The sequence below is a fragment of the Chitinophaga sp. RAB17 genome (assembly GCF_052114225.1).
GTDB lineage: Bacteria > Bacteroidota > Bacteroidia > Chitinophagales > Chitinophagaceae > Chitinophaga.
In genome coordinates, this window is record NZ_JBFREI010000005.1 from 296,504 (window position 1) to 309,245 (window position 12,742).

Annotated in this window: 13 protein-coding genes; 6 read left to right on the plus strand and 7 right to left on the minus strand. The window is 43.3% G+C overall.

Annotation, left to right across the window (positions count from 1 at the left end):
- Positions 1-47 precede the first annotated feature (47 nt).
- A complete protein-coding gene (locus tag AB4Z08_RS19020) occupies positions 48-1,175 on the minus strand; it encodes a zinc-binding dehydrogenase (protein WP_441575350.1) in 1,128 nt (375 codons plus the stop codon).
- Between the two features lie 328 nt (positions 1,176-1,503).
- Between AB4Z08_RS19020 and AB4Z08_RS19025 the strand changes: the two genes are divergently transcribed.
- Positions 1,504-1,734 carry an alpha/beta hydrolase gene (locus AB4Z08_RS19025; RefSeq protein ID WP_441575351.1) on the plus strand — a complete coding sequence of 77 codons (231 nt, stop codon included), beginning with the start codon at positions 1,504-1,506 and terminating at the stop codon, positions 1,732-1,734.
- Between the two features lie 145 nt (positions 1,735-1,879).
- On the opposite strand, the gene AB4Z08_RS19030 is transcribed toward AB4Z08_RS19025, so the two are convergent.
- Positions 1,880-2,083: a class I lanthipeptide gene (locus AB4Z08_RS19030; RefSeq protein ID WP_441575352.1), complete on the minus strand. Its 204-nt coding sequence runs from the start codon at positions 2,081-2,083 to the stop codon at positions 1,880-1,882.
- 59 nt (positions 2,084-2,142) lie between these two features.
- Positions 2,143-2,292, minus strand: a complete 150-nt coding sequence (locus tag AB4Z08_RS19035) for a hypothetical protein (protein WP_441575353.1) — start codon at positions 2,290-2,292, stop codon at positions 2,143-2,145.
- Between the two features lie 388 nt (positions 2,293-2,680).
- Between AB4Z08_RS19035 and AB4Z08_RS19040 the strand changes: the two genes are divergently transcribed.
- From AB4Z08_RS19040 to AB4Z08_RS19060, 5 genes are all read left to right on the plus strand, one after another.
- On the plus strand, positions 2,681-3,475 hold the full coding sequence (locus tag AB4Z08_RS19040; protein WP_441575354.1) for an SDR family oxidoreductase: 795 nt from the start codon (positions 2,681-2,683) through the stop codon (positions 3,473-3,475).
- Positions 3,476-3,492: 17 nt separating this feature from the next.
- Positions 3,493-4,407, plus strand: a complete 915-nt coding sequence (locus AB4Z08_RS19045; protein ID WP_441575355.1) for a helix-turn-helix domain-containing protein — start codon at positions 3,493-3,495, stop codon at positions 4,405-4,407.
- A 227-nt stretch (positions 4,408-4,634) separates the two neighbouring features.
- On the plus strand, positions 4,635-7,004 hold the full coding sequence (locus AB4Z08_RS19050; protein ID WP_441575356.1) for an ABC transporter permease: 2,370 nt from the start codon (positions 4,635-4,637) through the stop codon (positions 7,002-7,004).
- A 183-nt stretch (positions 7,005-7,187) separates the two neighbouring features.
- On the plus strand, positions 7,188-7,754 hold the full coding sequence (locus AB4Z08_RS19055; protein WP_441575357.1) for a DUF4256 domain-containing protein: 567 nt from the start codon (positions 7,188-7,190) through the stop codon (positions 7,752-7,754).
- A gap of 48 nt (positions 7,755-7,802) precedes the next feature.
- Positions 7,803-8,150, plus strand: a complete 348-nt coding sequence (locus AB4Z08_RS19060; protein ID WP_441575358.1) for a lipocalin-like domain-containing protein — start codon at positions 7,803-7,805, stop codon at positions 8,148-8,150.
- 174 nt (positions 8,151-8,324) lie between these two features.
- Here AB4Z08_RS19060 and AB4Z08_RS19065 read toward each other — a convergent pair whose 3' ends face one another.
- Genes AB4Z08_RS19065 through AB4Z08_RS19080 form a run of 4 tightly spaced genes read right to left on the minus strand, consistent with a single transcriptional unit; the run spans position 8,325 to position 12,691 of the window.
- Complete coding sequence (locus tag AB4Z08_RS19065; RefSeq protein ID WP_441575359.1) at positions 8,325-9,002, minus strand: ABC transporter ATP-binding protein; 678 nt, start codon at positions 9,000-9,002, stop codon at positions 8,325-8,327.
- Positions 9,003-9,005: 3 nt separating this feature from the next.
- Entirely contained in the window at positions 9,006-10,268 is a 1,263-nt protein-coding gene (locus AB4Z08_RS19070; protein WP_441575360.1) for an ABC transporter permease, read from the minus strand.
- A gap of 3 nt (positions 10,269-10,271) precedes the next feature.
- A complete protein-coding gene (locus tag AB4Z08_RS19075) occupies positions 10,272-11,363 on the minus strand; it encodes an efflux RND transporter periplasmic adaptor subunit (RefSeq protein ID WP_441575361.1) in 1,092 nt (363 codons plus the stop codon).
- A 5-nt stretch (positions 11,364-11,368) separates the two neighbouring features.
- Positions 11,369-12,691 carry a TolC family protein gene (locus tag AB4Z08_RS19080; RefSeq protein ID WP_441575362.1) on the minus strand — a complete coding sequence of 441 codons (1,323 nt, stop codon included), beginning with the start codon at positions 12,689-12,691 and terminating at the stop codon, positions 11,369-11,371.
- Positions 12,692-12,742 lie beyond the last annotated feature (51 nt).

Consider the following 12,742-nt stretch of genomic DNA (forward strand, 5'->3'; position numbering starts at 1 on the left):
ATGATGAATAATATAATCCGGAGAAGCTTTTTGTAATTACCACTATACTATAATTTAATACCTACCCTTAAGGGCTTTTGTACAATCGCATATTCAAATGCCTCTTCCACCTGTTCAAGGGAAAACTCTTTTTCCACGACTGTACTGAAAGGATATTTTTCCCAGTTACATTTCATAAAATCAAAAGCGTATTTGAAATCGGCAAAGTTATAATTATGCAGTCCTCTAATCGTGAGCAGATTCCGGATCACTCTTTCCGGATCAATGAGTAAAGACCTGGTATTAAATACCGCGCCTATTAATATGGCAAACCCGCCTATTCCAAGACTCTTAATACCAAACTCCATGGCATCCGGAGAGCCACTCATGTCGAATACCACATCAATACCTTTCCCGTTTGTTCTTTCCTGCAATACTGACAACAGCTTTGAATTATCGCCGTTCATATTAAACACTTCATCGGCGCCAAAACCCAATGCTTCATCCAGTCGTCTTGGATCAATATCGGCAGCGCCAATCCATTCTGCTCCTGCCTCACGACACATGGCAGCGCAGGTAATACCCAGATGCCCCATGCCGGTAATCAGTACATGTTTATCCTTGATATCGCCGGCCATTCTCAATGCGCCAGCCACTGTAGACACAGAACAATTCAATGTGGCGGCAATTGACAACGGAATATTCTCCGGTAACTTAATAATACCGGTATTGGCCTTGATGATACAGTAGGTTCCTAATCCTCCATGGAATACTTCCGGTTCTTCCACCAGTACATGTCCGTATTTGAAAAGATCATCCCCTTTTTGCGGGATCCCCCGTAACGAGTTGGTAGATTGAGGATTACTTGAGAAAACAGTCCAGGTAATACGATCGCCCTGCTGTATTTGTTGACCACACAGGTCAAAGCCGGCATGCGTCGGATGCAGTGCTATTACCTCCCCCACTATTTCATGTCCGAGTACAGTAGGAGAAGGCTCCTTTCTTAAACCGCAAAAGGTATGCAGGTCGCTACCACAAATAGTGGTATACACATTCTTTACCAACAACTCTCCGGGTTGCAATGGCCTCACCCTAAACTCCCTCAGCTCGAATGCCTGGCCCGGGCCGTTAAATAAAGCCAGTTGCCCTTTAAGTACTTCTCCTTTGATATCCGTATCTATTCGTTTTCCTTCCATAAATATGGCTATTAAATTTCCTTAAACGAAACTAATATTTCTTTATAGGAAATTTAAAGGTATTTAAAAGAAATAATATTTCCTTAACAGAAAATAAATTCTCTGTTAAATTATATTGTTTTATAATATTAAATACTATTGGAGAGCTCTGAACACATGACTTTCGATAGTCTGGCTTGGCCTGAATCTGGAATAATCCGCCATTTTCTGTGCACATACTATCAATAGCTGCAAAGATCAAACAGATGGAAATGTTTACGGTCAGGCACTTGCAGCAGTTGGTTTCATAACCTTAGCATTCGACGCATCCCACCAGGAGAAAGCGGAGGTGACCACAGATTCCGGGAAGACCCATCTGCGAGTAGAGGACTTCCGTTGCGCTGCAGATTATCTGACTACACTGCCTTATGTTGACGAAGAAAAAATAAGCGCGTTAGGTATTTGTGGCGGTGGTGGTTACGCAGTAAGTGCAGCAATGACCGAAAGAAGGTTTAAAGCAGTGGCAACTGTTGTTGCAGCAAATTATGGAAGATTGGTAAGAGAACGCGAATACATTTAAGGCCTATGCAGAAGCCTATCGTGTTGTATGAATCTTTCTCACTGGCTCAATAATATAAAAACAAGCACATACGCTGCACTGAAGTGTGCGGCGTATGTGCTTGCCTGTGAGAACATAAAGCATATCTCTGATGTACAGAATCGATTTAACCGCAAATATTGCAAGGCTGGCGTGGAGACGGGCTGGTGGCCAGGCAGTCTGTGATCAGCCGTGTTCCTCCGGGGCAATTTGTTCCGGTAGCACCGCCGGCACCACCTCTTAATTGGTGTTGCTCCATTCCATTTAACTCAACGATAGAAGATTTTTGAAGGAAGAGCTTTTTGTCTAAATTGATTTTTTTTCTTTTCATAATGAGGAGTTTTAGATGAGATACAGATTATAACGTTTTCATTTTAAAAAACAGGTAGGCTAACAGCACCCGCTGATGTTACAAGCCGTAATTTGTTTTGTACACAACAAAGTAGCCATCGCTCCTTTCACCTCCAGTTGTGCTGGCTGTTGCAGGGTGGCAATTCTAATGGCGGAAAGGTTTAATTTTTTGGGAACTCTCTTTTTCATAAATAGTAATATTGGGTTATCAAAAGAGCAGTACCTGCCCCTGTTTCATTGACGTGGATGATGAAATTAACTTATGCTACTGCCATACATCAGCACCACATCAGTAAACATCTAACGACCAGGAAACACTTTCAAACTGACCAATACACTGCCGGGTTACACTGATTACAAAATAATGAATTGTTCCCCATTGTATCAATACCCTGAAACAGGTTATTTTTTATACCTGCAAACAGGTAGTCAATGATATCATTCGATAAAATCTTACAAAAGAGCTAGTATTTAGCCGGGAGAATTGTCTCCGTCATTTTGGCTACAACTATCTGCATTATGGCAACGTGGCATAGTTATATCCAGCCGACTTTTGTATTGTAAAACAAGAAACAATATGAAGACAATTTTTATTACCGGTGCCTCTACCGGTTTAGGCAAAGCCACCGCTAAATTATTCCAGGAAAAAGGTTGGGCAGTCATTGCCACTATGCGTAATCCTGAAAAAGAAACGGAACTCTCGCAACTGAAGAACGTCACTCTGTTACCATTGGATGTTACCAATCCCGAGCAGATCAGCACCACCGTGCAGCAAGCTATACAGCAGGGCGTGGATGTAGTTTTCAATAATGCCGGTTATGGTTTGGTGGGAGCTATGGAAGCCATTAATGATGAACAACTTGTAAAGCAATTAAATACTAACCTACTGGGAGTACTTCGGGTAACCCAGGCGTTCATCCCTTATTTCAGACAAAGAAAAAGCGGTATGTTTATTACCACCACATCCATGGGCGGCTTATTTACCTTCCCGCTCGGTTCAGTATATCACGCCACAAAGTTTGCGCTGGAAGGCTGGAGTGAAAGCCTCTCCTATGAAATGGGACTGTTTAATGTTGCGGTAAAAACGGTTGCGCCAGGAGGCATTGCGACCGATTTCATGAGCAGATCTATTGATGCGCCTTCCCATCCAGCGTATGAAGATGCAAATAAGAAGCTTTGGGCAGTTTTCAAACCAGAGGAATTTTCATCCGCAGCACAAATAGCAGCCGTAGTGTACGAAGCCGCCACTGATGGTAAAAACCAGGTGCGCTATGTAGCCGGTGAAGACGCTAAATCCTTGTATGCAAGACGACTCGAAGTAGGAAGTGAAGCCTTCAGAATAGAGATGGGTCAAAATGTATTAGGTTTGTAAACAGATAAATCCGGAAGATGAAAAAAGCCACACCTCCCCCATTCAAAATTGATGCTATCAGCACACTACACCGGATGCTGGGTTTACCCGGCCCGCTGCATCCGTTGATTAGTATCGTTGACAATACAAAAATAGCCGTGGAGAAACAACAGCTGCCGGAAACATTTTTACTCAGCTTTTTCAAAATATCATTTAAAAAATTACTGAAGGGCAGAATCGGGTATGGACAAGGTTATTATGACTATGATGAGGGCGGTCTGGTGTTCACCGCCCCTCACCAGGTTATTTCTATTATAAATGACACCGAATTTTATGGTGCTACGCTGCTCATCCATCCCGACTTTATCCGTAATTATCCATTAGGAAAGAATATCAAAAACTATGGCTTCTTTTCCTACGAAGCCAACGAAGCCCTTCACCTTTCTGAAAAGGAGAAAGCCTCCATCCTTGCTATACTTGAGCATATCTCCGCGGAACTCGAAAATCCGATTGATGATTTTAGCCAGGACGTCATCATATCTTATATTGAGGTGTTGCTCAATTACAGCAATCGTTTTTACAAGCGACAATTTATTACCAGGAAAGCCGTGAACAGCGATTTGCTGGCAAAAATGGAAGATTTGCTGAATAATTATTTTGAAACAGCCCATGCGTTAAAAAAAGGGCTTCCCACAGTGGAATATCTTGCGGAACAACTGCATCTTTCTCCCCGTTACTTAAGTGATATGCTCCGCTCACTTACAGGTCAGAATGCGCAGCAACACATCCATGAAAAACTAATTGAAAAAGCGAAGGAAATGCTTTCCACAACTAGTTTACCTGTAAGTCAGATCGCTTATGAGCTGGGCTTTGAGCATCCGCAATCTTTCAGTAAATTATTTAAAATAAAAACCAGCCAATCTCCGTTGGAATTCCGGCAGTCGTTTAACTGAGTTAACCTGGAAATAGATCAATAGATATATCAATGAAGTAGCCTTCCAATCGCAGGATTTGAAGGCTGCTTCATTTCCCACAGGCATCATAAAATCGCACACCGGTTGTAACGTTTCCGTACAGTATATATAAATAATAAAACCATAATACATTAATTATCAGTAACTAATTTATATGGCATGACTTTTAAATCATATGCTAGCATCTTCAATAAAAATAGCAAAACGTGTTAAAAACATATTTTAAACTGGCTTACAGAAATATAATAAAGGATAAAGCCTATTCTGCTATTAACATAACAGGTTTAGCGATTGGCCTGGCATCAAGTATCCTCATTTTACTTTGGGTACAAAATGAATTAAGCTATGACCGGTTCCATAAAAATGTCAACCAGACATATCGCATCACCTGTGATTTTGATGGTTCCAAAAGTGCGGCAAGTTCGGCAGCCATGCCCGCCGGATTGAAAGCAGTAATGCCGGTCGTTAAAAATACGGTTCGCTTAGCCCCTACCATCTCTGCTACCTTATTGGAAACAAAAGACAAAAAATTTGAAGAAAAACGTGTGTTTTACGCCGACCCCAGTTTCATGGATATATTTTCCTTTCCACTGGTGCAAGGCGATCGTACCACAGCGTTAAATCAGGTAGATGGCGTTTTAATCACGCAGGAAATGGCAACCAAATACTTTGGAAACGAAGATCCCGTTGGTAAAGTAATACGAAAAGATAATAAAGAAAACGTAGTAGTAACGGGCGTGCTGGCTAATATTCCTGCTAACTCGGACCTACAGTTTGATTTTATTTTTCCAATGGCAGCTTTAGCCAGAACAAATGATGATTTAAAAAATAATACCTGGAACAACTACAGCTTTTACGACTATGTTCAATTAGATAAAAGTTTCGACCCTTCTGCTGCCAATTTATTAAGACTGGAAAAACAAATTGATCAAATTGCGTTGCAGCATAGTCCCGACGTAAAAGCCTCTTTTCAGCTACAACCCTTCACCGCCATCCATTTGGCCCCCGAACGACTGGGGGATTTGCCCGGACACGGTAATGCGCAATATGTAAACATATTCTTCATTATCGCTATTTTAATATTGGTGGTAGCCTGTATCAATTTTATGAATCTGGCTACCGCACGTTCTGCCCGGAGGGCCAAAGAAATTGGTTTACGCAAAGTGGCAGGCGCCGTACGTGGACAACTGATCCTTCAGTTCTTAAGTGAGTCTGTCTTAATCTCGCTTATTTCACTGGCTATTGCACTCGGGATCGTCTTCTTATTCCTGCCGGTATTTAATGAAATAGCCGATAGAAAACTGGCCATTGCGGCGGTGAGTACTAAATTCTGGTTAAGCCTTTTTGGCATCGCATTGTTGACCGGATTAATCTCCGGCAGCTATCCTGCTTTATTTCTTTCCGGCTTTAATCCTATTAAAGTACTCAAGGGAAATGTAAAATCAATGGGCAGCAATCTGTTATTCCGCAATGCTTTGGTAGTAACTCAATTCACCGTTTCTATCGTTTTGCTGGTAGGTACTGTCGTCATTTATAATCAGCTTAAATTCATCAAAGACCGGAACCCCGGCTTCGAGAAGGCCAATCTCTTATATGTGCAGATGAAAGGGGATATATGGAGCAAGCAGGAGGCCTTTAAAAATGAATTAAAACAAAACCCGCTTACCAGCGATTTTGCCATTACCTCTGACCTGCCTGCCAACCCGGGGGGCTGGACACTTGACGTAGAGTGGCAGGGCAAAGATCCTCACTCACAAATGGCTATCCCGGTAATGGCTGTCAATGAAGATTTTATCCATACATTCAGGATGCCACTATTGGCAGGCCGAAGTTTCTCAAGGGCATTTAAAACTGATTCCAGCAACTATATAGTGAACGAAAAAATGCTGAGTTTAATGGGCTTAAATGCCAGTACAGCCGTAGGTAAGCCATTAACGCTATGGGATAGCAAAGGAACAATTATTGGTGTTGTAAAAGATTTTAACTTTAAAACGATTCATCAGGCCATAGAACCATTGGTACTGTTCTATAATAAGTTTGGTGGGTATGTGGTGATAAGAACACTACCCGGTAAAACCAACGCAACCATACAGGCATTGGCAACAATAAGCAAAGAGCTCAACCCTGCCTATCCTTTCAAATTTGAATTTCTTGATCAGGATATAGCCAACCTCTATAAAGGAGAACAACAGATGGGCAACATTTTCAATCTTTTTGCTATCCTGGGCCTCTTTATTTCCTGCCTGGGACTATATGGCTTATCAGCTTTCATGGCGGAGCAACGTACCAAAGAAATTGGTGTACGCAAAGTATTGGGAGCATCCGTTCTTAACCTGGTTTATTTATTGTCCATTAATATTACGTGGCTCATCCTCATTGCCATAGCGATTGCCGTACCGCTTTCCTGGTACGCGGTGAACAGTTGGCTGGCTAACTTTGCCTATCATATACAGGTTAGCTGGCTCGTATTCTTCGTGGCATCCCTGGCGGCTTTGAGTATTGCGTGGCTTACTGTTAGTTATGAATCTGTAAAAGCAGCGATTGTTAATCCTATAAAGAGCCTGAGAACGGAATGATGATTTATCCGGTACGGAGCTGCATCTTATGGCCTTCCATAAAATAATGTAAATTTAGAACAGCCTTCAGGTCTTCGATCTGAAGGCTGCTTCATTTTTGTATAATCCCCAGGTAAATAAGTCCCTTTTATTCCTTTCTTTTGTAAAAAATTTAACCAGATTCAATATAAAAGTATCAACAACATGAAAAGCAATAAAAAGAAGTTGTCACCTGAACAAAGTCAAGGACTACTCAACGTGTTGAAGACCCGCTTTGAGAAAAACACCAATCGTCATAAAGGTATTGACTGGTCTAAAGTACAGGCTAAGCTGGAAGCACATCCTGAAAAACTATGGTCACTCGATGAAATGGAAATAACCGGTGGTGAACCGGATGTAGTGGGTTATGATAAAAAGACGGATGAATACATTTTTTATGATTGTTCCGCCGAAAGTCCTAAAGGCCGCAGAAGTGTTTGTTACGACCATGAAGCGCTGGAGTCAAGAAAAGAGCATAAACCGGAAAATAGTGCCATTCAGATGGCTGCTGATATGGGCATTGAACTTTTAACTGAAGCACAATACCAGGAATTGCAGCAATTAGGGAAATTCGATACAAAAACGTCCAGCTGGATAATAACCCCTCCTGCCATTAGAAAACTCGGCGGCGCCCTGTTCTCAGATCGCCGCTATGATCACGTTTTTGTGTATCACAACGGTGCAGAATCTTACTATGCTGCCAGAGGCTTCCGTGGCTGGCTAAAGGTGTAGTGCCGATGTTTTTTTTAGAAATATTCACTTGTACATAAACCTTAAAATATGAGACTATTAATTTTGCTTTCCTTTTGTTTGATTAGTTTGGCGAGCAGTGCTCAAACCTCAAAAGAACTGATCGGAAAATGGAAACTGATCAAAGAAACAAAAGATGGTGTTGAAAAAACACCAAAAGATACTTATCAAATATTCATGGAAGATGGCGTGTTTAAAGGAGTTAATGGTGATAAGTCGCGCAATGGAAAATGGAAACTCTCTGATGATAACAAAGAGCTTACGATCAAGATCAGTATTATCTCTTTAACTTTTAAAGTAGATTATTTTGATGCCAAAAGAAGAATCATCAGCCACGACAAAACAGGTACACTTGAATATGAGAAAGTGGAAAACTAAAAAATTTCCTGCAATCGCTTTTGCACACCCCATGTGAACGATAGCCAAAAAACATCCCGCGGCAGGCATATCAGCCACCACGGGATGTTTTTTGTTTTCCTGAATATTATTTATCGTGATCATCTCTCCCAATACTATTTACCAACATCCCGAAAATTGGTTTGATAGCGCCACCTAGTCCACATGATCTATCTTCCCATCCACCAGGTGAATGATCTGGTCAGATCTGCCGGCAATATCTTCATCGTGTGTTACCATCAGGACGGTTTGTCCTTTCTCTGCCGACAGTTTTTTAAATAAGTCAAATACCACGGCCGAATTATAGCTGTCAAGGTTCCCGGTAGGCTCATCACCCATAATGATCAGCGGTTCATTGATGAGCGCCCGGGCAATGGCTACCCTTTGCTGCTGGCCGCCAGAGAGCAGCGATGCCCGTTTGTTTGCCTGATCTGCTACACCCAACAGCTTCAGCAAATCATTGGCATGATGTGCGGCTTCCTCCCGGCTGTATTTAGCGAGTTTAAGCGCCGGAAGCATCACATTCTTTAGTACGGTAAACTCAGGCAACAGGTAATGAAACTGGAATACAAAGCCGATATGGTGGTTCCTGAAATCGGCAAGCCAGGGATTACTTTTTCCACGCATCTCATCCTGGTTAATCCGGATACTTCCTTCAAAATCTGTATCCATAGTAGATAACAGGTATAGTAAGGTAGATTTCCCACTGCCCGATTTGCCGGTGATGGTAATAAGTTTTCCTTTTTCAATATCAAAACTTACATCGTCCAGTACCTGCATTTTTGCCGGTTGCTGAAAGTATTTATTAATATTTCTTACTTCTATCAGGTTCATGGTTTAGCCTCTTAAAATGGTGATAGGATCCAGGCGGGATGCCTTGCGGGAGGGCAGGTAGCCGGCGAGTGTAGTGGTGATGATCCCGAAAGAAAAACCGCTAATGTAGTAAACGATAGAATAGTTCACCGGGAAATGATCCATCGTGATCATCACATCACTCTTATAAGGCATTTGCGAGATGGCATACGTTGCCAGAAAGCCGCATACAAGTCCCAGCAATGCACCAATAGTGCCAATAATGACTGCCTGGATCAGGAAAACCCGGCGGATATCTCCGTTGGAAAAACCCATAGCTTTGAGGATGGCAATATCTTTCATCTTCTCATAGATCATCATGGTGAGGATATTGAAGATGCCAAACCCGGCGACCAGCAATATGGTGATGGAAACACCATATACCATAAAGTTGCGGAACCCTTCTCCGTCAACAATTGCCGCGTTATCCTGCCTCCAGTCGGACCCCTGAAATCCGTATTTCGTTTGCAGCTCCTGGCAGAAGGCTGGCGCCAGCTCCATATCATGCAGTTTAATTTTGATGTCTGTGATATACGCGGCGGGTACTTCCATGAAACGCTGTACGGTATTGATACTGGCATAGCTTTCCTGTTTGTCGATGTCCGACATACCGGTTTTGAAAATGCCCGCAACGGTGACATAAAAGTTGTTGCCTTTTTCGGTGGTGAGTAATAGTTGATCCCCTGTTTTGACGTTTAGTCTTTTAGCAAGATTAACACCCATTACAATACTATTGGGCGTAGTGGCGAGTTCCTGAAAACTGCCTTCCAACAGTTTGGCCTGAAGATTAAACAGGGCATTTTCATTTTCAAATACAATCCCGTTAATAGTGCCGTTGATAGTACTCGATCCCAGCCGGTAAAATACCTGGGATTTGATGGAGCCTGATACGGCCAGCACGCGTGGATCGTCCTGCAGCAACTGAATCACCTCTTTGCCGTCTTTCAGGTTGAGTGAAACATCTTTAGGCTTGGTGTGGTCCACCATGTTAACGGCCCTGGATTGTACTTTATCCAGTATGGTCCCGGAGGCGGCCTGCATTTCGTTGTACAATCGCAGGTGTGGCGATTGTTCGAAGGCAATATTTCTCAGGAAATCGTTGATGCCCTGGATCATGCTCACCATAAATACAAACATGGTAATGCCGAAGGTAACCCCTACTGTAGCAATAATGGTTTGTTTGAGGCGGGTGCGCATATGCGTTAACGCAATGGATGCCGCCAGCTGTATGTTGGTGAATATTTTCATGGCTTATTCTTTTTTAGCGATGATATCTCCGGCATGTAAACCGGATTTTACTTCAATCCAGTTGCCATTTTTAGCGCCGCTAACAATGCCTGTCTTCTGCAACTCCCTGCCTTGCTGCAGGTACACACTATCGCCTTTCAGCAGGAAGTCAGAAGGGATCATCAGGGCGCTTACATTTTCCCGGATAATGATATTGGCTTCCACGGAAGACTGTGGATAAAAGGTATGGTTGTCGGTGACGGCGGCTTCTACCTGGAAGCTTCTGCTTTCTTTCTGTAGTAGCGGTACAATTTTGTTGATCGTAGCGGTGAATTGTTTGCCGGCATATACATCTGTTTCAAAGTATACCTTCTGCCCGATATTGATTTTACTGATATCGCGTTCATCTACCAGTAATTCCAGTTTAAATTTTCCAGGGAGACCTACCAGGAGAACAGGACTATTGAGCTCGACCAGTTCCCCTTCTTTTGGATACACTTTAAACACGCTGCCATCCACGGGACTTTTTAGTACTTTCCCTTCTCTGACCTGCTGACTGGCAGCAAACTGCTGGCGGCTTTGCAGGAGCTTATCTGTCAGTTCATTTTTTTGTGCGAGGTATCGTTGTTGCAAGGATTGGTAGTTACGAAGACTATTAGCAGCATCCAGTCTTTTTTGCTCGGCATCTTTTTCAGACACGGCTTTGTCTTTGGCGAGGTCGGTATACCGCGCTGCATTTACGGCATCCTGTTCATATTGCTGTTGTGCCTGTGCAATCTTTTCCTTCAGTTCATTCAGCGTGGCCGATCCATCGGCCGCATTGCTGCCGGCGAGTGCCACCTGGCTGTGGCGTATATCCAGCTCCGTTAGCTGACCAGGTGTACCGAGAACGGCCAGTACTTGATTTTTGCTGACGGTATCTCCTTCTTTTACTTTCAGTTGCAGGAGAAGGTCTGTGCTGTTGGATTTCAGGAAATAGTAAGCTTGTGGCATCACTGCACCGGAGGCATATACGGCCTCGTTCATATTACGTGACTGTACAGTCCAGGTGATATTTTTTTTCTTACAGGCAATAGCCAGAGAAGCTATTGTTGCTATGATTAAAAGCTTTTTCATGCAGGCTATTTATTTTGTAAGTAATTTATTTCCGTATAATGTCTGAAGAAGTCCATCCTGGCTTCATTCAGCTTTTCCTGTGCTTCATACAGGTCTTTCTGCACGTCTTTCAGCTGGATCATATCAATGATGCCCTTATCGATTTTTTTTGTGCTGAGTATCTCGTTTTCTTCTGAGAGCCGGATATTATCCTGTTGCAGACGAATGTTTTGAGCTGACTGTTCCAGTGCTGCTTTTTCCTGCTGGTATTTTTTCTCCTGTTCAGCAGTGTAGCTTTTGAACTGTTGATCAGCGGCCTGCCAGCGGGCTTTCTGTGCACGGGGCTTATATGCGATCCTGCTTAGTGATAGCGGCATGGAAAGTTGTATACCCACGAAACCTACGCTGAACCAGGGCGAGCGGGTGATGAAATCACTTTTTTCTCCAAAGCCCAGTTGTTCCCAGCTACTTTTCAAATGCAGGCTGGGATTCCCTTCTGCCCGGGAAAGCTGGTACTCCTGTTTGGCGAGAGTCACTTTTGATTGTTCCGCCTCGTAGCCAGGGAGAAGGGCGTTATTGAAACCGGTGACAACCAGTGCAGGCAATTCCCCGCTGGGCGCCAGTGGCAGGGAATCCTCCAACGGATACCCCATCCAGAACTTCAGGTCCAGGTAACCCTGTTGCAAATCGGTAGCCGCTTTGATTGCGTCTGTTTCGCGGTTTTTCAGCAGGGTAGCCGATTGGTTGAGTGTTATTTTATCGGTGAGCCCTTTTTCGTACTGAAGCATAATGAGCTGATGGATATGCTCGTAGTTCCCGTATAGTTTGGCAGTAACGGCCACGTATTCCTGCTGTTGCTGTACGCTGTAATAAGCGATGCGCGTATTTTTCAGTAATGTTTGCAAGAGGGAGTTGTATTCATTTTTTTCCGCCTGTTGTTGTAGCCGCGCCAGTTTAATCTGTTGCCAGGTTTGTACATCAATAAGAGGAAGATCGGCATCCACGCCATAGTTGCCCATCCAGGGAGTACCCATTCTTATCGGAACAGAGCCACTGGAAGATGGGTTCAGTAGTTGTCCGGGAAAGATCTGCACCGGAATTTTCCAGTAATGATTTATTTCCGCTTTCACAGTGAAGGAGGGCGCCAGGCTGGAAGCCGCTGCTTTGCTGCTTTGTGTGGCTGCCTGCAGCAACTGGTTCTTTGACAGTAGATCGTGATTATGCGTGGTAGTATATTCCAGGCACTTCCCGATTGTCCACGGCTGGCTATTGTTATTTCCGGGCATAGATTGCCCGCCTGCTGTACGGGCATAGATAGCCAGTAACAGCAGTAGGATAGCTGTTTTCATCTTTTGTAGTTAAATTCCTTAAATTCTGTGTTGATTATACCGGGGAAGCTT

Bases quoted from the DNA above. Each gene is read 5' to 3' on its own strand.
- AB4Z08_RS19020 (WP_441575350.1), bottom strand. From the start codon at position 1,175: ATGGAAGGAAAACGAATAGATACGGATATCAAAGGAGAAGTACTTAAA.
- AB4Z08_RS19030 (WP_441575352.1), bottom strand. From the start codon at position 2,083: ATGAAAAGAAAAAAAATCAATTTAGACAAAAAGCTCTTCCTTCAAAAA.
- AB4Z08_RS19035 (WP_441575353.1), bottom strand. From the start codon at position 2,292: ATGAAAAAGAGAGTTCCCAAAAAATTAAACCTTTCCGCCATTAGAATT.
- AB4Z08_RS19040 (WP_441575354.1), top strand. From the start codon at position 2,681: ATGAAGACAATTTTTATTACCGGTGCCTCTACCGGTTTAGGCAAAGCC.
- AB4Z08_RS19045 (WP_441575355.1), top strand. From the start codon at position 3,493: ATGAAAAAAGCCACACCTCCCCCATTCAAAATTGATGCTATCAGCACA.
- AB4Z08_RS19055 (WP_441575357.1), top strand. From the start codon at position 7,188: ATGAAAAGCAATAAAAAGAAGTTGTCACCTGAACAAAGTCAAGGACTA.
- AB4Z08_RS19060 (WP_441575358.1), top strand. From the start codon at position 7,803: ATGAGACTATTAATTTTGCTTTCCTTTTGTTTGATTAGTTTGGCGAGC.
- AB4Z08_RS19065 (WP_441575359.1), bottom strand. From the start codon at position 9,002: ATGAACCTGATAGAAGTAAGAAATATTAATAAATACTTTCAGCAACCG.
- AB4Z08_RS19070 (WP_441575360.1), bottom strand. From the start codon at position 10,268: ATGAAAATATTCACCAACATACAGCTGGCGGCATCCATTGCGTTAACG.
- AB4Z08_RS19075 (WP_441575361.1), bottom strand. From the start codon at position 11,363: ATGAAAAAGCTTTTAATCATAGCAACAATAGCTTCTCTGGCTATTGCC.
- AB4Z08_RS19080 (WP_441575362.1), bottom strand. From the start codon at position 12,691: ATGAAAACAGCTATCCTACTGCTGTTACTGGCTATCTATGCCCGTACA.